Genomic DNA, 21,734 nt, shown 5'->3' on the forward strand with positions numbered 1-21,734 from the left:
ATGTGCGGCGCCTTCAGTGGGGTGCGTCACAATGGCAGCAGAGGAGGCAGAGTGAACACCGAAGATGTGCTGGGTAAGGCCCCCCTGTTCGCCGCGCTCGATCGCGAGAGCGCAGCGGCGCTGCGCACGAGCATCACCGAGGTCCAGCTGTCGAAGGGGCAGACCCTCTTCCACGAGGGCGAGACGGGCGACCGGCTCTACGTCGTCCTCGAAGGCAAGATCAAACTCTCGCGTCAGTCACCCGACGGCCGCGAGAACCTGCTCAGCGTGCTCGGCCCCAGCGAGATGTTCGGCGAGTTGTCGCTGTTCGACCCCCGGCCGCGTACGGCCAGCGCCACGGCCCTGACCGAGGTGCGGCTGGCCGGGCTCGGCCACGACGACCTGCGCCCCTGGCTGACCGGCCGTCCGGAGGTGGCGCTGCACCTGCTGCGCGCCCTGGCGCAGCGGCTGCGCCGCACCAACGACGTGCTGGCCGACCTCGTGTTCACCGACGTGCCCGGACGGGTGGCCAAGCAGCTCCTCGACCTCGCCGAACGGTTCGGCACCAAGACCGACGACGGCCTGCGCGTCCACCACGACCTCACCCAGGAGGAGCTGGCCCAGCTCGTCGGCGCCTCCCGCGAGACCGTCAACAAGGCGCTGGCCGACTTCGCGCAGCGCGGCTGGCTGCGCATCGAGGCCAAGGCCGTGGTCATCCTCGACATGGACCGGCTCTACAACCGCTCCCGATAGCCGCGGGCGATCAGTTCGGCTGCTCCAGGTAGTCGAGCTGTGCCCGCACCGACATCTCGGCGGCGGGCCAGAGCGACCGGTCCACGTCCGCGTAGACGATCGTGACGATCTCGCGCGGCGTGCGCGCGCCCCGCGCCATCGCCGCCCTGATCTGGTCGAGCCGCTCGCGCCGGTGGGCGATGTAGCCGTCGAGCGCGCCGATGGGGTCGGGCAGCACCGGCCCGTGGCCGGGCAGCAGCGCCCGCGCCTCCAGGCTCTCCGCCGCCGCCCGCAGGCGGTCGAGGCTGCGCAGGTAGTCGGCCAGGCCGCCGTCCGGCGCGACGACGGTGGTGCCCCGCCCGAGCACGGTGTCGCCGGTGAGCATCGCCCGGTCGGCCGGCAGCCAGAAGCACAGCGAGTCGAACGAGTGCCCCGGCGTGCCGTACACGTGGATCTCCACGCCCCCGGCGGTGACGACGTCGCCGTCGGCCAGTCCCTCGCCGCCCAGCCGGTGACGCGGGTCGAGGGCCCGTACGGGGGCGCCGACCAGCTCGGCGAAGCGCCGGGCGCCGCCGCTGTGGTCGAGATGACCGTGGGTGAGCAGGATCTCGCTCACCCTGCGCTCCCCCAGGCGCTCCCGGACCCGGCTCAGGTGCCGCTCGTCGTCCGGGCCCGGATCCACGACGACCACCTCGTCCGGGCCGCCGACGACCCACGTGTTGGTGCCGTCGAGGGTCATGGCCGACGGGTTGGGCGCGAGGAGGTTCTCGGCGTGCTCGGTGCGGGAGCCGTCCGGCGTGCCGATCGGGATGTGCAGGCCGCTCACGCGACCACCGGCCGCGGGTCGCTCACGCGATCGCCGGCGGCGGCTCCGCTCATGCGACCACCAGCCGCAGCTCGCCGCCGACCTCCACGACGCGCGGCATGATCGTGACGATCTCGCGCGGGGCGGCCAGCACGGCGTCCACGCCGTCGTGGGCCGCCAGCTCGGTCAGTGTGCGGTACGTGGGGGGCATCAGGAAGATCTCCCCCGCGCGGGCCAGGTCGAGGGCCTCGGCCGGGCGTCGCCAGGTGGCGTGGTCCGCCTCACCGCCCACGTCGCGGGCGCGCTGGCCCTCGGGGAGGACGGCCGCGAAGAACCTGGTGTCGAAGCGCCGCGGCTCGATCTCCGGGGTGATCCAGTGGGCCCACGGCTTGAGCAGGTCGGAGCGGAGCACGAGCCCGCGCCGGGACAGGAAGTCGGCGAAGGCGAGGCTCCGGTCGACGAGGGCGAGCCGGTCGGCCTCCCAGTCGTCGCCGGTGGTGTCGGCGACCACGGACCGCTCGTCGGGGCCGGCGAGGAGCACCCCGCACTCCTCGAAGGTCTCCCGTACGGCCGCGCACACCAGCCCCCGCGCGACCCTCTCGTCCGCGCCGAGCAGCCGTCCCCACTCCGCGGTGGACGGGCCGGCCCAGGCGACGGCGTGGTCGGTGTCGCGCGGGTCCACGGTGCCTCCGGGGAAGACGTGCGCGCCCGCGGCGAAGGCCATGGTGGTTTTCCGCCGCAGCAGGTAGACCTCGGGGCCGTCCCGCCCGTCGCGCAGGATCACCACGGTGGCGGAGTCGCGCGGCGGCACGGGCGCTACCCGACCCGACAGGACGTCCCTGGCACGCGCGGCGAGATCGCCCGGAAGCGGAAGACCAGTCACATGACCTCCTTCAGAACACCACTCGGTCATCGTGACATATCCGGATCCGGGGGTCTTTGTCGCAGGAAACCTCAGGAGACCTCGGCGATCAGCTCCACCTCGACCGGCGCGTCCAGCGGCAGCGAGGCGACCCCGACGGCGCTGCGCGCGTGCCGGCCCGCCTCACCGAGCACCTCGGCCAGCAGCTCGCTCGCGCCGTTGGCCACCTGCGGCTGCCCGGTGAAGCCCGGCTCGCTCGCCACGAACACGACGGCCTTGACGATCCGGACGATCCTCCCCAGGTCGCCCACCTCGGACTTGAGCGCGGCGAGGGCGTTGAGCGCGCAGATCCGCGCCATCTCCCTGCCCTGGTCCACGGTCAGCTCCGCGCCCAGCTTGCCCACGAACGGCAGCTTGCCCTCGACCATGGGCACCTGGCCGGAGGTGTAGACGAGGTCGCCGGTGCGCACGGCCGGCACATAAGCGGCCAGCGGCGGAACGACCTCGGGCAACGTCAGGCCGAGCTCGGCCAGCTTCTCCTCCGGGGTCACTGCTTCTCCCTCTTGAAGTAGGCGACGAGCTGCTCCGGCGAGGCGCCCTGCACGATCTGGACCAGCTCCCAGCCGTCGGCGCCGAAGTTGTCCAGGATCATCTTCGTGTTGTGGATCAGCACCGGAGCGGTGAGGTACTCCCATTTCTTCATGGGGGTCACACTAGTGTGAGCAATCTCAAACGGTGGTCGTCGGCTGGCCGCAAGTGACCGTTCGGTAGCCTCGAGACGTGGAGTCTCGGGACACCGATTGGGACGGCGTGCGCCTGCACGTCGTCACCGGCAAGGGCGGAACCGGCAAGACGACGGTGGCCGCCGCCCTCGCCCTCGCGCTCGCCGCCGGTGGCCGCAAGGTGCTGCTGGTCGAGGTGGAGGGCCGCCAGGGCATCGCGCAGATCTTCGATCTGCCGCCTCTTCCGTACGAGGAGCGCAAGATCGCCGTGGCGCCGTCGGGCGGCGACGTCTACGCGCTGGCCATCGATCCCGAGGAGGCCATGCTCGAATACATGGAGATGTTCTACGGCATGCGCCGGGCCGGTCGCGCGCTGACCAAGATGGGTGTCGTCGACTTCGCCACCACGGTCGCCCCCGGCTTTCGCGACGTGCTCGTCACGGGCAAGACCACCGAGGCCGTGCGCAGGCGCGGCAAGAACGGCAAGCGTGTCTACGACGCGGTCGTGCTGGACGCCCCGCCCACGGGCCGCATCACCCGGTTCCTCAACGTCACCCAGGAGGTGGCCGGCCTGGCCAAGGTCGGCCCGATCAAGAACCACTCCGACCTGGTCAGCGGCGTCGTGAAGTCCCCCGAGACGGCGGTCCACTTCGTCACCCTGCTGGAGGAGATGCCGGTGCAGGAGACGCTCGACGGCATCGCCGAACTGCGGGAGGCCGGCCTGCCCGCCGGTGGCGTCTTCATCAACATGGTGCGGGAGTCCCAGCTCCCCCGTACCGCTCTTGACAAGGCTGTCAAGGGCGGATTCGACGTCACCGAGTTGGTGCTGGGCCTCAAGGCGGCCGGGCTCGCCGACGGCGCCGACGCCGCCTCCGTGGCCGAGGCGCTGGCCGGCGAGGTCGTCGAGTACGCCCACCGCGCGGCGCTCGAACACGAGGAACGCGAGGCGCTGGCCGAGGTGGCGCTGCCGCGCTACGAGCTGCCGCTGCTCGCCGACGGCGTCGACCTGGCCGGCCTGTACGAGCTGGCCGAGAGCATCCGCACCCAAGGAGCAGCGTGAAGGACGCGAAGAGGTCCGCGGCCAGGCCCGTGCCCCTCGACATCGACGCGATCATCGACGACCCGGGCACCCGGATCATCGTCTGCTGCGGCGCCGGAGGCGTGGGCAAGACCACCACGGCCGCCGCCCTGGGCCTGCGCGCCGCCGAGCGCGGCCGGTGCGCAGTCGTGCTCACCGTCGACCCGGCCAGGCGGCTGGCGCAGTCCATGGGGCTCACCGAGCTCGACAACACGCCCCGGCTGGTCAGCTCGCACGAGGGCGGCGGCCAGCTCTTCGCCATGATGCTCGACATGAAGCGGACGTTCGACGAGATCATCGAGGCGCACGCCGACCCGGAGCGCGCCCGGCAGATCCTGTCCAACCCCTTCTACCAGTCGCTGTCGTCAAGCTTCTCCGGCACGCAGGAGTACATGGCGATGGAGAAGCTCGGCCAGCTCCGCCGCTCCGACGAGTGGGACCTGATCGTGGTGGACACGCCGCCGTCCCGCTCCGCGCTCGACTTCCTGGACGCGCCCGAACGGCTCGGCAGGTTCCTCGACGGCAGGTTCATCCGGCTGCTGACCGCCCCGGCCAAGGCCGGCGGGCGCAGCGCCTTCAAGCTGCTCAACGCCGGGTTCGGGCTGGTGGCCGGCGCCATGACCAAGCTGCTCGGCGCGCAGGTGCTCAAGGACCTGCAGACGTTCGTCTCCGCCCTCGACGCCGTCTTCGGCGGCTTCCGGCAACGCGCCGAGCTGACGTACAAGCTGCTCCAGGCGCCGGGCACGGCGTTCGTGGTGGTGGCCGCGCCCGAGCGTGACGCGATGCGCGAGGCGTCGTACTTCGTCGAGCGGCTCGCCGAGGAGCGCATGCCCCTCGCCGGCCTGGTGGTGAACCGCGTCCACGACGCGCCCGCGAACGGCCTTTCCGCCGCCCGCAGCGCCGCCGCGGCCGAGGACCTGGAGTCGCGTGGCGAGCACGAGCTGACCGCCGCCGTACTGCGGCTGCACACCGGCAGGATGCAACTCGTGGCCCGCGAGCACCGGGAGCAGGAGCACTTCGTCTCCGCGCACCCCACGGTGCCGGTCGTCCAGGTTCGCGCCATGTCCGAGGACGTCCACGATCTCGCGGGTCTGCGCCAGATCGGAGAGCTCCTGGCGAGCGCATGAGTACGGCCGGCGTGGTACGCCGGCCGTACTCCGGGCAGCTCAGCCCGCGATCAGCTCATTGGTGCGCTCGTACTCTTCCTTGGCGGACTCGAGCAGCTCGCGCCACGAGTCCACGTCAGGCCGCCGCCGGAGCAGGGCCCGGCGTTCCCGTTCCGTCATACCGCCCCACACCCCGAACTCGATGCGGTTGTCCAGCGCATCGGCGAGGCATTCGGTACGGACCGGGCATCCTCGGCAGATCAGCTTGGCCCTGTTCTGTGCGGCACCCTGGACGAACAACGCGTCCGGGTCCGCACCACGACAGGCGGCACGGGAGGTCCAATCCGTGATCCACATTTTTCGACCCCACTCCCCTTAGGTGGTCAGTCGTCATTTGGGGCCGACGGGCGCGGGCGCCGAGCCTCCGTATTCAGTTGCCGCAGAGGAGAACGTACGCAACTAGACGTTCGGGCCGACAGACCCCAGAGGACCAATTTCTCGCCGCCCCGTTGACCGGGAATGACTAGTCACCCCCGCCAGTCAAGGCGAAATGGGGCCGAGTTACCGATAAGGTCACCCTTTCGACGTACCCTGGATGCTGTGCAAGCTCAGGGTAAAGATCAATCCTCACCGTTCGTGAACATCGTGCGCCTGATCGCCGCCGGCGCGGCGGCCGGCGTGCTGACGGCCGCGATCGCGCTGCCCGCCGTCGGCGGGGCGGGAATCACCGCGAACACGGCGATGAAGGAGATCAACCTCAAGCCTGAGAACCTCGACGAGCCTCCGCTTCCCGAGCGCACGCTCCTGCGCGACTCCAACGGCAAGCAGATCGCGCAGTTCTACTACGAGAACCGCCAGTCGGTGACCTTGGACAAGGTGGCGCCGATCATGCAGACGGCGCTGATCTCGATCGAGGACTTCCGCTTCTACCAGCACGGCCCGATCGACGTCGAGGGCACGGCGCGCGCGCTGGTCAAGAACATGACGACCGGCGGCGTCACCCAGGGCGGCTCGTCGATCACCCAGCAGTACGTCAAGCAGGTGCTGGTCAACAAGGCCGAGACGCCCGAGGAGCAGCAGGCGGCCATCGCCCCGACCGTCTCGCGCAAGCTCAACGAGCTGCGTTACGCGATGGCGATGGAGAAGAAGTACTCCAAGAACCAGATCCTGGAGAAGTACCTCAACATCGCCTACTTCGGCGCGGGCGCCCACGGCATCCAGGCCGCCTCCCGGAGGTTCTTCGACAAGCCCGCCGCCGAGCTCAACCTCGTCCAGGCCGCCACCCTGGCCGGCGCCGTGCAGAACCCCGCCCGCACCGACCCGAGCATCGGCAAGAAGGCCCAGAAGCTGCTGCTCGACCGGCGCAACACGGTCCTCGACCGGATGGCCCAACTCGGCAAGATCACTCCTCAGGAGGCGGCCGAGGCCAAGAAGAAGAAGCTCGGCTACAAGGGCATCGCGGCGCGGGGCGGCTGCGAGGTGAGCAAGTACCCGTACTTCTGCATGTACGTGCAGAACGAGATCCTCAACAACGACGCCTTCGGCAAGACCCCGCAGGAGCGCCTGAAGCTGCTCCAGCGCGGCGGCCTGGAGATCAAGACCACGATCGACCCGAAGATGCAGGCGGCCTCCGAGAAGGCGATCAAGGAGTACGTCAGCACCAAGGACAAGCCCGCCGCCTCGCAGGCGATGATCGTGCCGGGCACGGGTGAGATCAAGGCCATGGCCGCCTCGCGCAAGTTCGGCGGCAACAAGAAGAAGAACGAGGTCAGCTACAACATCGTCGCCGACGCCAAGCACGGCGGCGGCGTCGGGTTCCAGCAGGGCTCGACCGCCAAGGCGTACACCCTGGCCGCGGCGCTGGAGGAGGGCTACAAGTACGGCGACGGCTTCCCGTCCCCGGCCGGCTACAGCGCTCCCAGCTACGGCGCGTTCCGCGACTGCAAGGGCAACCGGGTCGGCGACCCGAAACACGAGGTGCGCAACTCCAGCGAGGGCGGCGGCGGCTTCAAGACCCTCCAGACCGGCACCTGGGGCTCGGTCAACACGTTCTTCATGAAGCTTGAGGAGCGGGTCGGCCTGTGCAAGGTGGTCGAGCTGGCCAAGCGGCTCGGCCTCAAGCGCGCCGACGGCGGCAAGCTCGGCGAGTACGAGACGTTCACGCTCGGCATCAACGAGGTCGACCCCGTCACCGTGGCCAACAGCTACGCCGTCTTCGCCTCCCGCGGCCAGTACTGCAAGCCGCTCGCCATCACCGAGATCAAGGACCGGTACGGCAAGGTCAAGCAGTTCAAGCCCAAGTGCTCGAAGGTCATGGACCCCGAGGTCGCCGACGCGGTCAGCGGCATCCTGTCGGGCGTCTTCACCAAGGGCACCATGCAGGAGGTCGGCGGCATCGGCCGCGACGCCGCCGGCAAGACCGGCACCACCGACGACTACACCGCCGCCTGGTTCGCCGGCTACACGCCGAACCTGGCCAGCGCGGTCAGCCTCGGCGACCTGCGCGGCGCGTTCAAGCACAAGCTGATCGGCGTCACGATCGGCGGGCGCTCCTACTCCTACGTGTACGGCGCCACGATCTCCGGCCGCATCTGGAAGCAGGCCATGCTGGGGGCGCTCAAGGGCGTCGAGGCCGCCGAGTTCACCCCGGTCAACCACGAGCGCTTCGGCGGCTGCGGCGACAACTGCGCGCCCAAGCCGAAGAAGAAGCGGGAGGACGAGGGCCCGGCGGACCCCTTCGACCAGTTCCGTGACCAGTTCGACAACGGCGACCAGGGCGATCCGGGCAACGGCCGCCGACGTGGCCGCGGCGGCGAGAACGGCGTGACCGACACCCGGCAGACGCCGATGACCATCACCGAGGACCAGATGAGGCGCGGCCGCTGAGCCCGCCCCGCGCTGATCCAGCCGGAGGCCTCCGCTCCTTGGGGCGGAGGCCTCTCGCATGCCCGCCACAGGCCCGTACGCGACCGCCAGGGGCCCGCCCGGGGCCGCCCTGAGGCCCGCACGGGGCCGCCGTAGGGTTCGCCCGGGCCCGGCGCCTACTGGGACAGGCGCGCGCGGACCGCGGCGGCGACGCGGCCGCCCTCGGCGCGTCCGGCGACCTTCGGGTTGACCGCCTTCATGACCTGACCCATCGCCTGGGGCCCGGCCGCGCCCGTCTCCGCGACGGCCTCGTCGACGAGCGCCTGGAGCTCCTCGTCGGTGAGCTGCGCGGGCAGGTACTCCTCCAGCACCGCCATCTCGGCCAGCTCGGCGTCGGCCTGCTCGGCCCGGCCGGCGCCGCGGAAGGCCTCGGCGGCCTCGCGCCGCTTCTTGGACTCCTTGGTCAGCACCTTGACGACCTCGTCGTCGGAGAGCTCCCTGGCCTCCTTGCCGGCGACCTCCTCGACGTTCACCGCGGCCAGTGCCATCCGAATCGTCCGGAGACGTACCTCGTCCCGGGCCTTCAACGAGGCCGTGAGATCGGCCTTCAGCTTGTCCTTCAATGCGCTCATGACGTCCATCTTGCCGTCTGGCCGGACGGCACGTGCCGGTTGTCGGGCATCATGAGTACGTGAGGAAAGCTGTCGCGGTACCCCTGTCCATGCTCGGTCTCGGCCTGGCCGGGCTGGGTTACGCCTCCGTCGTCGAGCGCAACTGGTTCCGGCTGCGCCGCTTCGACGTGCCGGTCCTGGAGCGCGGCCGGCGGCCGGTGCGGGTCCTGCACCTGTCCGACCTCCACCTGACGCCGCGCCGCGACATGCTCATCAAGTGGGTGCGCTCGCTCGGCGCGCTGGAGCCCGACCTCGTCGTCAACACCGGCGACTCGATCGCCCACCCCGACGCCGTCCCGTCGCTGCTGTACGCCCTGGAGCCGCTGCTGTCGCGCCCCGGCCTGTTCGTGTACGGCTCCAACGACCTGTACGCGCCCAAGCCCAAGAACCCGGCCCGCTACCTGTGGCGCACGTCCAAGAACGACCGCCGCCAGCACGTGCCGTCGCTGCCGTGGGAGGAACTGGGCGCCGGCATGGCCGCCGAGGGCTGGCTCGACATGAACAACACCACGGCCCGGATCAAGGTGGGCGACCTCGACGTGGCGGTGGCGGGCATCCACGACTCCCACATCGACCTCGACCGCTACGACCGGGTGGCGGGCCCGGCGCCGGCGGACGCCGACCTGCGGCTCGGCGTCATGCACTCGCCGGAGCCGCGCAACATGACCCGTTTCGCGGCCGACGGCTACCAGCTCCTGCTGGCGGGCCACACCCACGGCGGGCAGCTCTGCATCCCCTTCTACGGCGCGCTGGTCACCAACTGCGGCATCGACCGGGCCCGGGTCAAGGGCCTGAGCCGGCACGACTCGGCCTGGCTGCACGTCTCGGCCGGTCTGGGCACCTCGCCGTACTCCCCAGTGCGCTTCGCCTGCTTCCCGGAGGCGACGCTGCTCACCCTCGTCCCCCGCCGCTGACCCGGCCCGGCGAAGGTCCGGCTCCGACGGCGTCACAAGCACCCGCGAAGTCCGCTAGACTTTCCCAAGCACGCGCAAGACGGCGTGCATCGGGGTGTAGCGCAGCTTGGCAGCGCGCTTCGTTCGGGACGAAGAGGTCGTGGGTTCAAATCCCGCCACCCCGACAGAGGTAAAGGGCTTGATCCGCTAAGCGGGTCGGGCCCTTTTCCGTTTCTGGAAGTCGATGCGAGACGATCGGGGCGCAGCAGTCCAAGCCCCTGTCCTTCCGCGGGATGACCATGAAGATCCCCGCCGACTTGAAGGTGCACCACAAGGGGACACGGTCGTCGTGGTGACCGGCCTGTTGTGCGAGAAGGCGGAGGCGTTCGCCCCGGACTGCGAGAGCTTCGGATCGCCTCCAAGATCCTCGTGGTGGACGCCTGGAACACGTACGGGCTGTCGAGTGCGCTCAAGCGGGCCACCTGGAGCTGACCCGCGCGAGGGTTCACGGTGCCCGTGGGAGCTGGAGGCACCCTTTGCTATCACCTGGCGATATTTGGGTGATTTTCATCGCCTATGCTCGGGAATCATGAGCGTGCTGGAACGCAACCACGTCAAGGTCTCGGGCCGTCCCGACGGCAAGCCGCTGGTGTTCGCCCATGGCTTCGGCTGTGATCAGAACATGTGGCGCCTCGTCGCGCCCGCCTTCGAGGAGGCGTACAAGGTCGTGCTCTTCGACTACGTCGGCGCCGGACGCTCCCACCTGTCGGCCTACACCCCGGAGCGGTACTCCAGCCTCCACGGCTACGCCCAGGACGTCCTCGACATCTGCCACGAGCTGGACCTGTCCGAGGTGAGCTTCGTGGGCCACTCCGTGAGCTCCCTCGTCGGCGTGCTGGCCGCCAACGCCGAGCCGGACCGCTTCGCGAACCTCGTGCTCGTCGGCCCCTCGCCCCGCTACATCGACGACGACGGCTACACCGGCGGCTTCAGCGCCCAGGACATCGAGGAGCTGCTGGAGTCGCTCGACAGCAACTACCTCGGCTGGTCCAGCCAGATGGCGCCGGTCATCATGGGCAACCCGGACCGGCCGGAGCTTGGCGAGGAGCTGACCAACAGCTTCTGCCGCACCGACCCGGACATCGCCAAGCGGTTCGCCCAGGTGACGTTCATGTCGGACAATCGCGCCGACCTGGAGAAGTGCCGCACGCGTGCGCTCGTCCTCCAGTGCGCGAACGACGTGATCGCCCCCGAGGTCGTCGGCCGGTACGTCCACGCGGCCCTCCCCGGCAGCGAACTGGTGCTGATGCGCGCCACCGGCCACTGCCCGAACCTCAGCGCCCCCGAGGAGACGATCGCGGCGATCAAGGCGTTCCTGTGACGCGGCCTCCGGGGCCCCTGTGGACCTGACGGGCGGCTTCGAGGAGCTGTTCGAGGACGCGCCGTGCGGCTTCCTCGTGACGGACGCCGACGGCGCCATCCGCCGGGCCAACCGGACCTTCCTCGCCATGACCGGGCACCGCGCCGAGGACCTGGTCGGCCGGGCACGGGTCCAGGACCTGCTGGCCGTGGGCGACCGGATCTTCTACGAGACGCACTTCGCGCCACTGCTCGCCCTCCAGTCCTCCGCCCGCGAGATCGCCGTCGACCTCCGCCGCGCGGCCGGCGGCCGGCTGCCGGTCCTGCTCAACGCCGTCATGAAGGACGAGCCCACCGGGCCGCGGGAGATCTGGATCTGCGTCTTCGCCGCCACGGACCGGCGCAGCTACGAGCGGGAGCTGCTGCTCGCCCGGCAGCGGGCCGAGCAGTCGGAGAAGGAGGCCCGCGACCTGGCGGGCATCCTGCAGGCCAGCTTCATCCCGCCCAGCCTGCCCCGGATCGACGGCCTGGACCTGGCGGGCGTCTACCGGCCCGCCGGTCTCGGCGACGAGGTGGGCGGCGACTTCTACGACATGTACGAGACCCGCGACGGCTGGGCGCTGGTCATCGGGGACGTGTCGGGCAAGGGCGCGGAGGCGGCGGTCGTCACCAGCCTGGCCCGCTACACCCTGCGCGCCGCGCCCGCCCGCGAGCCCGCTCCGTCGGGAATCCTGGCGTCGCTGCACCACGCGGTGGTCAGGGAGAGGACCGACCGCTTCGTCACGGTCGCGTACGCCCAGGTGGCGCTCGCGCCCGGCGGCGGCTGCCTGCTCACGCTGAGCCTGGGCGGGCACCCGCAGCCGGTCCACCTCACCGGGGCGGGCGCGTCCCGGGTGGGCCTGCACGGTACGTTGCTCGGCATGCTGCGCCGGCTGAAGCTCAGTGACGTCACCGTGGAGGTCAGGCCCGGCGAGAGCGTCGTGTTCTTCACCGACGGCGTCATCGAGGGACGGCGCGACAGCGAGCTGTTCGGCGAGGACCGGCTGGAGCGGGTGCTGCTGGAGGCGCGGGACGAGAGCGCCTCGGGCATCGCGGACCGGCTCCTCCAGGAGGTGTCCGCCTTCCAGTCCGGCGTGCTCAGTGACGACGTCGCCATCGTGGTGCTGAAGGTGCCGGCAGGCCCTCCAGGTTCAGATCAGCGCGATCGGTAGTGCGCGCACCACCTCCAAAGCTCTCGTCGCCGCCCGTGTGCCCCGGGACGGCCCGCACTTGACTGGCGGCATGAGACGAACAGCGTCCCCCTCCGAGCGCACCGCCACCTCGGATGCCGTGCGCCTGATCGGGCTGACCCGCACGTACGGCGCCGCGCCTCACGAGGTGGCCGCGCTGCGCGGCGTCAGCACGACGTTCCCCGCCCGCTCCTTCACCGCGATCATGGGCCCGTCGGGCTCCGGCAAGTCCACGCTGCTGCAGTGCACGGCGGGGCTGGACCAGCCGACCGACGGCCAGGTGCTCATCGGCGGCGTGGACCTGAGCGCGCTCAGCGAGCGGGAACGCACGGAGCTGCGCCGCGACCGCCTGGGTTTCGTCTTCCAGTCGTTCAACCTCATCGCCTCGCTCACCGCCGCGCAGAACGTGGCGCTGCCGATCCGGCTGTCGGGCAGGCGCCCGCCCAAGGAGTGGATCCGCGAGGTCCTCACGCTGGTCGGTCTGGGCGAGCGCACGCATCACCGTCCCGCCGAGCTGTCGGGCGGCCAGCAGCAGCGCGTGGCGATCGCGCGGGCCATCGCCGCCCAGCCCGAAGTGATCTTCGCGGACGAGCCGACCGGCGCGCTCGACAGCCGCTCGGGCCGGGAGGTGCTGGCGCTGCTGCGGCGGCTCGTGGACGAGCGCGGCGACACCGTGGTGATGGTGACACACGACCCGTTCGCCGCCTCGCACGCCGACCGGGTGCTTTTCCTGTCCGACGGCGCGCTGGTGGACGAGCTGCGCTCCCCCGACTCGCGCTCGGTCGCCGCGCGCCTGGCCGAACTGGAGTCGGTGTGAACGCCGCGTCCGCCGCCACGGCCGTCCGGGACCTGCCCGTCGAGCGGGGCGTCCGCGCGCGCACCCTGATCGCGGTGGCCTGGCTGACGCTCCGCCGCCGGATGTCCGGGTTCGCCGGCGCGGTGGTGGCGCTGGCCCTCGGCGTCGCCTTCGCCGGCGCCGCCACCTCGATGCTCGCCTCCGGCGCCGCCCTGCCCCCGCACACCCCGGAGTCCGTACGGCGGGCGGTCGCGGAGTCGGGCGCGCTGCTCGTCATGCTGGCCGTGATCGGCGCGTTCGTCACGATCTTCGTGGTGGCCGGGACGTTCGCGTTCATCGTCGCCCAGCGCCGCAAGGAGCTGGCCGCGCTGCGTACCGTCGGCGCCACCCCGCACCAGGTCAGAGGCATGGTGATGGCCGAGGCGACGCTCGCCGCGCTGGTGGCCTCCACGCTGGGCGTGCTGCTGGCGCCGGTGTTCATGTCGGCGATGGCGTGGTTGCTGCGGGGGCAGGAGCTGCTGCCGGAGGGGTTCGCGCCGTCCGTGTCCGGCGGGGCGCTGGCGGGCTGCTTCGCGCTGGGTGTGGCCGTCGGCCTGGTCGCCACGGTCGCCGCGGCGCGCAGGGCCGCGGCGGTCCGCCCGGTCGAGGCGATGCGCGCGGCGGCGCTGGCCGACCGGCCGATCGGCAGGGGGCGCTGGCTGGGCGGCCTGGCGGCGCTGGCCTGCGGCGGCGGCATGCTGGCGCTGGTCCCGATCGCCCCACCGGACGGCCGGATGCCGCTGACGATGTTCGTGTCGATGCCGCTGGTGATCGGTTTCGCGCTGCTGTCACCGGCGTTCGCGGCCTGGGCCGGCGCGCTGGTGGCCACCCCGCTGGCGCGCTGGACGTCCGCGACGGGCGAGCTGGCCCGGGAGAACGTGCGGATGGCGGCCCGCCGCGCGGCCGCCACGGCCGCTCCCGTGCTCGTCACGGTGGGGCTGGCCGGGTCGCTGCTCGGCGGGACGATGCTGCTGGATGAGGCGATGGCCGCGGACGCGCGCCAGGTGTGGCGGTCGCATCTGGTGGTGTCCGGGCCGGGGGCGGCCGAGGCGGCCGGTTCGCTGCGCGGCCTGCCCGGTGTGGCCGCGGCGGTGACCGTCGCGTCGGCCGACGTGGAGGTGTTCGCCAACCGGACAGTCCGGACGGTGAGCGCGATGGGGGTCGATCCAGACGGCGTGTCGGGGGTAATGAACCTCGCGCGGGTGGAGGGTGACCTGGACGCGTTGCGGTCCGGAGCGGTCGCGGCCGACCGGGCGCAGGCCGAGACGTTCGGGTGGAAGCTGGGCGAGCAGGTGGAGCTGACACTGCCCGGCGGCAGGCGGGCCCGTCCCCTGCTGGTGGCGGTGTTCGACGGCTCCCCGCTGGGCGGCGGGGTGCTGGTGTCCCGCGACCTGCTCACCCGGGGCGCACGCTGGACCGCGGTCCACGTGACCCTGGAGTCCGGGCGGCCGGCTCAGGTGGACGCCGTGCGGACCGACATCGGCGAGCGCCACCCCGCGCTCCGGGTGGACGGCACCGAGGAGATCATGGCGGTCATGGCCGGCGCGCGCCAGGAAGGCATGCGGATCGGCGCGATCGCGCTGGCCGGGTTCGCCGTGGCGTACACGCTCGTCGCCGTGGCCAACACCTCGGCCCTGTCGTTCGGGGCGCGCAGGGGGGAGTTCGCCAGGCTGCTCTTCCTGGGGGCACGCAGGGCGCAGGTGCTGCGCATGGCGCTGTGGGAGGCGCTGTGCGTGGCGGCCACCGGCGTGCTGCTCGGCGTGGCGGTGACAGGCGTCGCGGTCCTCGGGCTACGCGGGGTGCTCGGCGGGCTCGGGCTGGAGGCGCCCACGGCCTTCCCGTGGACAGAGGTGGGGATGGTGGCCGGGGCGTGCGTGCTGGTGGTGCTCGTGTCGGCGCTCGTCCCGACCGGGCTGACGCTGCGCCGCGCCATGTCGGTGTCGGACTCGGCGGCGGCCTGACGCCCGCACGGGCGCGTCAGCCCCCGCCGTCGCGCAGGTAACGGAGCACCGCCGCGACCCGGCGGTGCTCCTCGTCGCTGGGGTCGAGCAGCAGCTTGGCGAAGATGTTGCCGACGTGCTTGAGCACCGCCGCCTCGCTGACCACGAGCACCCTGGCGATGGCGCCGTTGGACTTGCCCTCGGCCATCAACGCCAGCACGTCGCGCTCGCGCGGGGTGAGGCGGTCGATCCCCTCGCGGTCGCGGCGGTCCTCCAGCAGCCTGACCACCACTTCCGGGTCGATGGCGGTGCCGCCCGCGGCCACCCTGCCGACCGCGTCGAGGAAGTCCTCGATCTCGCCGACGCGGTTCTTCAGCAGGTAGCCCACGCCCCGCCCCGAGCCGGACTCCAGGAGTTCCAGCGCGTAGGACCGCTCGACGTACTGGGACAGCACCAGCACCGCCACCTTCGGATGCTCGGTCCTGATGCGCAGCGCCGCCCGCAGCCCCTCGTCGCGGAAGCCGGGGGGCATCCGCACGTCCACGACGGCGACGTCGGGCAGCCGCGCGTCCACCGCCGCCAGCAGCTCGGTGGCGTCGCCGACCGAGGCGACCACCCGGTGCCCGAACCGCTCCAGGATGTGCCGCAGCCCTTCCCGCAGCAGCACCGAGTCGTCCGCGATCACAACGTCCACGAAACCTCCACGCGCAAGGTGGTCCCTCCGCCTTCCGGACTCGACAGGCTGACCGTGCCACCGACCGCGGCCACCCGGTCGGCCAGCCCGGTCAGGCCGGTGCCGCCCCGGCTGTCGGCCCCGCCCGCGCCGTCGTCACGGACCTGCAGGACGGCCCGGCCGGGCGCGCCACGCAGCAGCAGCTCCGCGCCGCCGGCGCCGCTGTGCTTGGCCAGGTTGGTCAGCGCCTCGCACCCGGCGAAGTAGACGGCGGACTCCACCGGCGCGGGCGGCCGCTCGTCCATGCCCACCACACGTACGGTCACCGGCACCGGGCACCGCCTGGCCGCCTCGGTGAGCGCCCCGGCCAGCCCGCGGTCGGTGAGGATGGCCGGGTGAATGCCTCGCACCAGCGCCTGCAGCTCCTCCAGGGTGTCGCGTGCCTCGGTGTAGGCGCGGTCGACGAGCTGCCTGACCTCCGCCGGCTGTGCCGACAGCTCCATCCGGACCAGACCCAACGTCATGATCAGTCCGGTGAGCCGCTGCTGGGTGCCGTCGTGCAGGTCGCGTTCGAGCCGCCGCCGCTCGTTGTCGAACGCGTCGGCAAGCCTGGCCCGCGACCGGTCGACCTCGACCAGCCGCAGCTCCAGCTCCTCGTCCGCCGGCTTGGTCAGCAGCGTGCGGGCCAGCGCCCCCTCGGCCGCGGCCACCCCCGTCACCAGGTAGGCGGCGACCACGCCCAGCAGCAGCCCGACGGCGGCGGCGCCCCACGCGAGCGCCGGATCGGAGATCACTTTCTGCCAGGACGGGTTCACCGGCGCCGAGCCGGGCAGCCGGCCCCACACGGGCGCCAGCAGCGGCCCTCCGGCCACCAGGGCGAGCACCACCACGAACACCGCGTTGAGCGGCCCGAGCAGGCACAGCAGCAGGCCGTGCCCGGCCTCCCGCCAGGTCGCGGCCTCCGCCAGCAGCGTCCGGGTGCCCGACGCGGCCCGGCCGTGCGGCGAAGGCGCAGGGCGGTGGTCCACCAGCCGCAGCCGGACCCGTTCGGCCCGGCCGAGAGCCACCGCCCACCGGGGCAGCAGCTTCAGCACCGGCACGCCCACGAGGATCGGCGCCGTCAGCCCCCCGGCGACCAGCAGGACGAGCGCGCCCGGCAGCCAGACGGCCGCGACCAGGAATCCGCTCAGCAGGTACGCGGCCGAACGCCAGGGCACGGACGACAGCGGAACCCGCAGGGGCGCCCGCACGAGGCTCTCCCACGGCCCGCCCTCGATGCCCACGGCCCTCATCCTAATGATCGGGACCAGCCTGGTCGCCTGGTGCTCGGCGACGACGAGTCGATCGTGGCGCTCAAGGCGCCGGACGGGGCGACGGCGGGGAAGGAGCGGGTTCGTGAAGGGTGTCGTGCTCATCACCGGGATCATGGCCGCGGGCAAGTCGACGGTCGCGCAGGCGCTGGCGGAGCGGCTGCCCCGCTCCGCGCACGTCCGCGGTGACCTGTTCCGTCGCATGATCGTCAACGGCCGGGCCGACATGACACCCGATGACGCCGGGGAGGCGCTTCGCCAGCTCCGGCTGAGGTACCGGCTCGCGGCCGCGGCGGCCGACCTGTACGCGGCGGAAGGGTTCACGCCCGTCGTGCGGGACGTGGCGCTGGGCGAGGACCTGGCGCACTTCGTGTCGCTGATCACGGCCCAGCCGCTGCGGGTGGTCGTGCTCGCGCCCGACGCGGCCGCGGTGGAGCGGCGTGAGGCGGAGCGTCCCAAGACCGGGTACGGCGCCTGGACGGTCGCCGACCTCGACGGCGCCCTGCGCGACGAGACGCCGCGGGTCGGCCTGTGGCTGGACACCTCGCGCCAGAGCCCGGCCGAGACGGTTGACGAGATCCTGGCCCGCGCCGACGAGGCCCTGGTCTGATCCCTTCTGCGCCCACGGCGCTCAGCGGGGCTTGCGGCCCGTGCGGGGGCGGCTCGGCCGGTCGGGCTCCAGCACCTCCAGCGACGTCCTGCGGATGTGGTCGTAGACGAGCGAGGTGCGCACGTCGGCGATGTTGCGGTGCCGCGACACGTGGTCGAGGACGAAGTCGCGCAGGTGCCCGGTGTCGCGCACGGCCACCTGGATGATGAAGTCGTCGCCGCCCGACACCACGAAGATCGCAAGCGTCTCGGGCAGCGCCGTGATGTACTCGCGGAACCCCTCGACCGCCTCCCGGATCTTCGGGTGCAGCCGTACGTTGATCAGTGCCTGGACCGGGCGGCCGATCGCGGCCAGGTTGACCTCGGCGTGGAAGCCCTCGATCACCCCGTTGGCGCGCAGCGAGCGCACGCGTTCCAGGCAGGTCGAGGGGGCGATGCCGATGCGCTCGGCCAGCTCCCGGTTGGTCTGGCGGCCGTCGCGCTGGAGCTCGGCGAGGATGGCCGTATCAAGTTCGTCCATGTGCGCACTCCTCGGCGATCTTCCGAACTTTCTTCGGAAGGAGCCTATCTGTTGTGTCAGGTCAGCGGCGTTGCTGTGAAACTCGCTCCATAAGTTCGGAGGAAGGAGCTTGCATGACCGTGCTCGCACACATGGACCACCGCCCCGACCTGCCCACCAAGGAGCTCCCGGTCAAGTGGGTCATCGTGATGGACCGCGACCTGCCCCGCGGGTTGCAGGCCAACGCCGCGGCATGCCTGGCCGCCTCCACCAGCCAGGCGGTGCCGTCGATCCTGGGCTCGGGCGGCGAGGACGCCTCCGGCGGGGCACACGCCGGGCTGCCGTGGACCGGATGCACGGTGCTGGCCGCGTCGTCGGCGATCGTCCGCCGGATCAGGGACGACGCCGCGCGGACGGCCGGAGTGGTGATCGCGGACATGGCGGCCATCGCGCAGCGGACCAACGTGTACGACGACTACCTCGCGGAGCTGGCCCGCACCGGCGCCGAGGACCTGTCGTACTACGCGGTGAGCGTCCTCGGGCCGCGCGCGGACGTGGACCGCCTGACCGGCCGGTTGCCGCTGCTTCGCTAGAGGCGCACATTCGGCCGGTGAAGTCAAGGTCGTGCGACCGGGCCTCCGCAACCCCCTCCCGCGAGTGTGTCACCAGGTCACAGGATGGTGAACATGCCCTGATGGAGCATGGATTACCATGATCTCGTTAAGGCGAAGTCAAGCGGCTTGCATGCGCCGGGTTGCACGGTCTAGGCATGAACAAGGGGCCATTCACCGCCAGCGTCACCGTCGTCGTCCCCGCGATGAACGAGGCCGACAACCTGCCACACGTGTTCGCGACCCTGCCCGCCTGGATCGACGAGGTCGTCCTCGTCGACGGAAACTCCAGCGACGACACCGTCGCCGTGGCCCGCCGGCTGCGCCCCGACCTCCGGGTGGTAACCCAGACCGGACGGGGCAAGGGAAACGCCCTCATCGAAGGCTTCGCGGCCGCCTCCGGCGACATCATCGTCATGATCGACGCCGACGGCTCGACCGACGGCCGGGAGATCTTCTCGTTCGTCGCCGCCCTGGAGGACGGGGCCGACTTCGCCAAGGGCTCCCGGTACGCCCCGGGCGGCGGCTCCGACGACATCAGCCCCCTGCGCTCCCTGGGCAACCGGGCGCTGACGGGGCTCACCAACTGGCTGTACGGCACCCGTTACACCGACCTGTGCTACGGCTACAACGCCTTCTGGGCCCGGCACCTGGACGCGATGGGCCTCGACTGCGACGGTTTCGAGATCGAGACGCTCATGAACGTCCGCGCCGCCCAGACCGGACTGCTCATCGCCGAGGTCCCGAGCCACGAGCGCAGCCGCATCCACGGCGAGAGCAACCTGCACGCCGTCCGCGACGGCTGGCGGGTGCTCAAGACGATCGTGCGCGAGCGCTTCCGCGGCGCGGCCACCCCTCGGGCCCAGGTCGCCCTCGCGAAGTAGTCCCGAAGGCGGCCGGGCAGCCGGGGGCTCACCGTCCGACGGCGACCGCGCGAGCCCGGCCACTCGCGCCGGAGACCGGGCGCGCTCGCGCGGCGGCCCGGTCGGCGGCCGCGAATCCGGGGGTGACATCCTCGGACCCATGCGCTACATCGTGATCGGAGCGGGAGCGGTCGGCGGCACCATCGGGGCCCGTCTCTTCCGGGCGGGGCACGAGGTGCTGCTGATCGCCAGGGGCGCCCACTACGAGGCACTCAGGACGCGCGGCCTGCGCCTGCTCACCCCTGAGTCCGACGAGACCCTCCTCATCCCTGCCGCCGACGGCCCTGTCGCCACGCGCGACGACGACGTGCTGGTCGTCGCCACCAAGTCGCAGGACACCGTCGCCGCCCTCGACCCCTGGCCGCGCCATCTGCCGGTGCTCTGCGCCCAGAACGGCGTCGAGAACGAGCGGACCGTGATGCGCAGGTTCGAGCGCGTCTACGGCATGTGCGTGTGGCTGCCCGCCCTGCACCTCGAACCCGGCACGGTCGCCGCCTACGGCATGCCCCACTCCGGCATGTTCCACGTCGGCCGTTATCCCCAGGGTGTGGACGACCTGACCCGGCAGATGGTCGCCGACCTGTGCAAGAGCGACTTCGTGGCGCTGGCCCAGCCCGACGTGATGCGCTGGAAGTACGGCAAGCTGCTCGGCAACCTCGGCAACGCCGTCGAGGCCCTGTGCGGCCACGAGCCCGGCGTCGACGCGCTGTACGAGCGGGCCCGCGCCGAGGGCGCCGCGGTGCTGGAGGAGGCGGGCATCCCCTACACCGGCCAGGAGGAGGAGAGCGCGCTGCGCGGCAACCGGGTGGACGTGCGGCCCATCGGCGGCGCCGACCGCGGCGGCGGATCGTCCTGGCAGAGCCTCGCGCGCTCGAGCGGCAGCATCGAGACCGACTATCTCAACGGCGAGATCGCCCTGCTCGGCCGCGAGTACGGCCTGCCGACCCCGGTCAACGAGGTGCTCCAGCGCGAGGCCGGCCGGTTCGCCCGCGAGAAGCTGCCGCCCGGTTCGATGCCGGTCGAGCGTCTGACCGCACTCATCGACGAGCGTTCCGCAGCCGTATCCCGCTGAACCCGAGCGTGCTGGACGTCACCTCGGCCCAGAACGGCCAGAGCCGGTCGAGCACGCGGAGCTGGATCCCGGCCCGCTCGTGCAGCGCCAGCAGGTCGCCCACGGGCTCGGGCGGGCCGAGGGGCTCCACCGGCACACGGGCGACCACGGCGTGGGCGTGCTCGCCGATGGGCGCGAACGGCTCGGCCGGCAGCCGGTACGCGTACAGGCGAACCTCCATGATCGCGCGCAGCCAGCCGTACTCGACGGCGTGGACCCGGTCGCCGCAGCCCGCGCCGACGACCCGATCGGCGTCGGCGTCGATGGTGCCGGGGACGCGCCAGGCCATCGCGCGCGGGCACTGTCGCGGGAACCAGTAGTCGGGGCAGCGCTCGGGCCCGACCGCCCAGACGTACGGCTCGACCTGCGCGGACGTGGGCGCGACGTGCGGCACGAACCGCTCGATCGTGGGGTCCTCGGAGAAGTGCAGCACCTGTCCAGGCTCGGGTCTCATGAGCGCCATCATGACCTGGAACCCCTACGGGATCGGGCCTGCGCCGCATATCGGCCGTGCCGATGGGCAGAAGGGACTCACTCAGACGACAAGGGGTGAGTCCGGATGACCTTGCTAGGCCTGGTCCTGGTCCTGCTCGCCGGTGGTGCCGTCGTCCTGGTGGCCACCGAGGAGACGTCCAGGTACATCCTGTTCGGTTACACGTTACAACTCGATCATGTCCAGATGTTCGCGGCCGGGGCGATCACCGCCGCGGTGCTGCTTCTGGGCCTGTGGATGATGGTGGTGGGCACGCGCAGGACCGCGCGGCGCCGCCGTCGGATGCGCGCCGACCGCGCGCAGGCCTCCGACCGGATGGCCCGGCTGGAGGACGAGAAGCGGGAGCTGGAGCGCCGGCTCGAGCGTGAGCGCGCCGCCGAGCGCGCCGCGACCGGGCACGCTGAGGCGGACCGCGCGGCCGGCGAGCGT

24 protein-coding genes and 1 tRNA gene are annotated in these 21,734 nt (G+C 71.8%); 15 read left to right on the forward strand and 10 right to left on the reverse strand.

The features are described 5' to 3' along the window. Complete coding sequence (locus tag AB0H81_RS20030) at nt 1–732, forward strand: Crp/Fnr family transcriptional regulator (protein ID WP_358376340.1); 732 nt, start codon at nt 1–3, stop codon at nt 730–732. Between the two features lie 10 nt (nt 733–742). Here AB0H81_RS20030 and AB0H81_RS20035 read toward each other — a convergent pair whose 3' ends face one another. The 4 genes from AB0H81_RS20035 to AB0H81_RS20050 all read right to left on the reverse strand — a co-directional run bounded on the left by AB0H81_RS20035 (nt 743) and on the right by AB0H81_RS20050 (nt 3,081). After that, entirely contained in the window at nt 743–1,537 is a 795-nt protein-coding gene (locus tag AB0H81_RS20035) for an MBL fold metallo-hydrolase (RefSeq protein ID WP_358376342.1), read from the reverse strand. Between the two features lie 49 nt (nt 1,538–1,586). Next, nucleotides 1,587–2,399, reverse strand: a complete 813-nt coding sequence (locus AB0H81_RS20040) for an NUDIX hydrolase (protein WP_358376344.1) — start codon at nt 2,397–2,399, stop codon at nt 1,587–1,589. A gap of 71 nt (nt 2,400–2,470) precedes the next feature. Then, nucleotides 2,471–2,929 carry a RidA family protein gene (locus tag AB0H81_RS20045; protein ID WP_358376347.1) on the reverse strand — a complete coding sequence of 153 codons (459 nt, stop codon included), beginning with the start codon at nt 2,927–2,929 and terminating at the stop codon, nt 2,471–2,473. Beyond that, nucleotides 2,926–3,081: a DUF4177 domain-containing protein gene (locus tag AB0H81_RS20050; RefSeq protein WP_217708645.1), complete on the reverse strand. Its 156-nt coding sequence runs from the start codon at nt 3,079–3,081 to the stop codon at nt 2,926–2,928. Before AB0H81_RS20050 ends, AB0H81_RS20045 begins: the two co-directional genes overlap by 4 nt. Before the next feature lie 77 nt (nt 3,082–3,158). Between AB0H81_RS20050 and AB0H81_RS20055 the strand changes: the two genes are divergently transcribed. Next, nucleotides 3,159–4,160, forward strand: a complete 1,002-nt coding sequence (locus AB0H81_RS20055; RefSeq protein ID WP_358376350.1) for an ArsA-related P-loop ATPase — start codon at nt 3,159–3,161, stop codon at nt 4,158–4,160. Further along, nucleotides 4,157–5,305 (forward strand): ArsA family ATPase, encoded by a 1,149-nt coding sequence (locus AB0H81_RS20060; protein ID WP_358376353.1) that lies wholly within the window; start codon nt 4,157–4,159, stop codon nt 5,303–5,305. Before AB0H81_RS20055 ends, AB0H81_RS20060 begins: the two co-directional genes overlap by 4 nt. A 39-nt stretch (nt 5,306–5,344) precedes the next feature. Here the strand turns inward: AB0H81_RS20060 and AB0H81_RS20065 are convergent, their stop codons facing one another. Continuing rightward, nucleotides 5,345–5,641, reverse strand: a complete 297-nt coding sequence (locus AB0H81_RS20065) for a WhiB family transcriptional regulator (protein WP_148036282.1) — start codon at nt 5,639–5,641, stop codon at nt 5,345–5,347. A gap of 279 nt (nt 5,642–5,920) precedes the next feature. Between AB0H81_RS20065 and AB0H81_RS20070 the strand changes: the two genes are divergently transcribed. Beyond that, complete coding sequence (locus AB0H81_RS20070; protein ID WP_358376356.1) at nt 5,921–8,170, forward strand: transglycosylase domain-containing protein; 2,250 nt, start codon at nt 5,921–5,923, stop codon at nt 8,168–8,170. Between the two features lie 155 nt (nt 8,171–8,325). Here AB0H81_RS20070 and AB0H81_RS20075 read toward each other — a convergent pair whose 3' ends face one another. Next, a complete protein-coding gene (locus tag AB0H81_RS20075) occupies nt 8,326–8,781 on the reverse strand; it encodes a GatB/YqeY domain-containing protein (protein WP_358376358.1) in 456 nt (151 codons plus the stop codon). Nucleotides 8,782–8,870: 89 nt separating this feature from the next. On the opposite strand from AB0H81_RS20075, the gene AB0H81_RS20080 reads away from it, so the two are divergent. The 6 genes from AB0H81_RS20080 to AB0H81_RS20105 all read left to right on the forward strand — a co-directional run bounded on the left by AB0H81_RS20080 (nt 8,871) and on the right by AB0H81_RS20105 (nt 15,097). Further along, entirely contained in the window at nt 8,871–9,734 is an 864-nt protein-coding gene (locus AB0H81_RS20080; protein ID WP_358376400.1) for a metallophosphoesterase, read from the forward strand. A gap of 90 nt (nt 9,735–9,824) precedes the next feature. Continuing rightward, a tRNA-Pro gene (locus tag AB0H81_RS20085) sits at nt 9,825–9,898 on the forward strand. 404 nt (nt 9,899–10,302) lie between these two features. Next, on the forward strand, nt 10,303–11,094 hold the full coding sequence (locus AB0H81_RS20090; RefSeq protein ID WP_358376361.1) for an alpha/beta hydrolase: 792 nt from the start codon (nt 10,303–10,305) through the stop codon (nt 11,092–11,094). A 19-nt stretch (nt 11,095–11,113) separates the two neighbouring features. Next, nucleotides 11,114–12,283 (forward strand): SpoIIE family protein phosphatase, encoded by a 1,170-nt coding sequence (locus AB0H81_RS20095; protein ID WP_358376363.1) that lies wholly within the window; start codon nt 11,114–11,116, stop codon nt 12,281–12,283. A gap of 70 nt (nt 12,284–12,353) precedes the next feature. Continuing rightward, nucleotides 12,354–13,118: an ABC transporter ATP-binding protein gene (locus AB0H81_RS20100; RefSeq protein ID WP_358376366.1), complete on the forward strand. Its 765-nt coding sequence runs from the start codon at nt 12,354–12,356 to the stop codon at nt 13,116–13,118. Next, entirely contained in the window at nt 13,115–15,097 is a 1,983-nt protein-coding gene (locus AB0H81_RS20105) for an FtsX-like permease family protein (protein ID WP_358376369.1), read from the forward strand. Before AB0H81_RS20100 ends, AB0H81_RS20105 begins: the two co-directional genes overlap by 4 nt. 16 nt (nt 15,098–15,113) lie before the next feature. On the opposite strand, the gene AB0H81_RS20110 is transcribed toward AB0H81_RS20105, so the two are convergent. After that, nucleotides 15,114–15,770, reverse strand: coding sequence for a response regulator transcription factor (locus AB0H81_RS20110; protein WP_358376372.1), 657 nt, complete (start codon nt 15,768–15,770; stop codon nt 15,114–15,116). After that, nucleotides 15,758–17,164 (reverse strand): sensor domain-containing protein, encoded by a 1,407-nt coding sequence (locus AB0H81_RS20115; RefSeq protein ID WP_358376374.1) that lies wholly within the window; start codon nt 17,162–17,164, stop codon nt 15,758–15,760. The genes AB0H81_RS20110 and AB0H81_RS20115 overlap by 13 nt, the downstream gene beginning before the upstream one ends. Here AB0H81_RS20115 and AB0H81_RS20120 point away from each other — a divergent pair. After that, a complete protein-coding gene (locus tag AB0H81_RS20120) occupies nt 17,145–17,669 on the forward strand; it encodes an AAA family ATPase (RefSeq protein ID WP_358376377.1) in 525 nt (174 codons plus the stop codon). The genes AB0H81_RS20115 and AB0H81_RS20120 overlap by 20 nt on opposite strands. A 21-nt stretch (nt 17,670–17,690) precedes the next feature. Here the strand turns inward: AB0H81_RS20120 and AB0H81_RS20125 are convergent, their stop codons facing one another. Next, complete coding sequence (locus tag AB0H81_RS20125; protein WP_358376380.1) at nt 17,691–18,188, reverse strand: Lrp/AsnC family transcriptional regulator; 498 nt, start codon at nt 18,186–18,188, stop codon at nt 17,691–17,693. A gap of 113 nt (nt 18,189–18,301) precedes the next feature. Here AB0H81_RS20125 and AB0H81_RS20130 point away from each other — a divergent pair, with 113 nt between their 5' ends. The 3 genes from AB0H81_RS20130 to AB0H81_RS20140 all read left to right on the forward strand — a co-directional run bounded on the left by AB0H81_RS20130 (nt 18,302) and on the right by AB0H81_RS20140 (nt 20,773). Then, nucleotides 18,302–18,760: a DUF2000 domain-containing protein gene (locus AB0H81_RS20130; RefSeq protein ID WP_358376383.1), complete on the forward strand. Its 459-nt coding sequence runs from the start codon at nt 18,302–18,304 to the stop codon at nt 18,758–18,760. Nucleotides 18,761–18,936: 176 nt separating this feature from the next. Next, nucleotides 18,937–19,662 (forward strand): glycosyltransferase family 2 protein, encoded by a 726-nt coding sequence (locus AB0H81_RS20135; protein ID WP_358376386.1) that lies wholly within the window; start codon nt 18,937–18,939, stop codon nt 19,660–19,662. Nucleotides 19,663–19,801: 139 nt separating this feature from the next. Continuing rightward, the gene (locus AB0H81_RS20140; RefSeq protein ID WP_358376388.1) at nt 19,802–20,773 is read left to right on the forward strand and encodes a 2-dehydropantoate 2-reductase N-terminal domain-containing protein; all 972 of its coding nucleotides are present in this window, start codon (nt 19,802–19,804) and stop codon (nt 20,771–20,773) included. Here AB0H81_RS20140 and AB0H81_RS20145 read toward each other — a convergent pair. Continuing rightward, nucleotides 20,739–21,266, reverse strand: a complete 528-nt coding sequence (locus AB0H81_RS20145; RefSeq protein WP_358376391.1) for a DUF6886 family protein — start codon at nt 21,264–21,266, stop codon at nt 20,739–20,741. The two genes, AB0H81_RS20140 and AB0H81_RS20145, sit on opposite strands and share 35 nt — an antisense overlap. Nucleotides 21,267–21,371: 105 nt before the next feature. Here AB0H81_RS20145 and AB0H81_RS20150 point away from each other — a divergent pair. Next, nucleotides 21,372–21,734: hypothetical protein (locus AB0H81_RS20150; RefSeq protein ID WP_358376394.1), on the forward strand; the 363-nt coding region annotated here is incomplete at its 3' end.

The organism is Nonomuraea sp. NPDC050691 (assembly GCF_040654455.1).
GTDB lineage: Bacteria > Actinomycetota > Actinomycetes > Streptosporangiales > Streptosporangiaceae > Nonomuraea.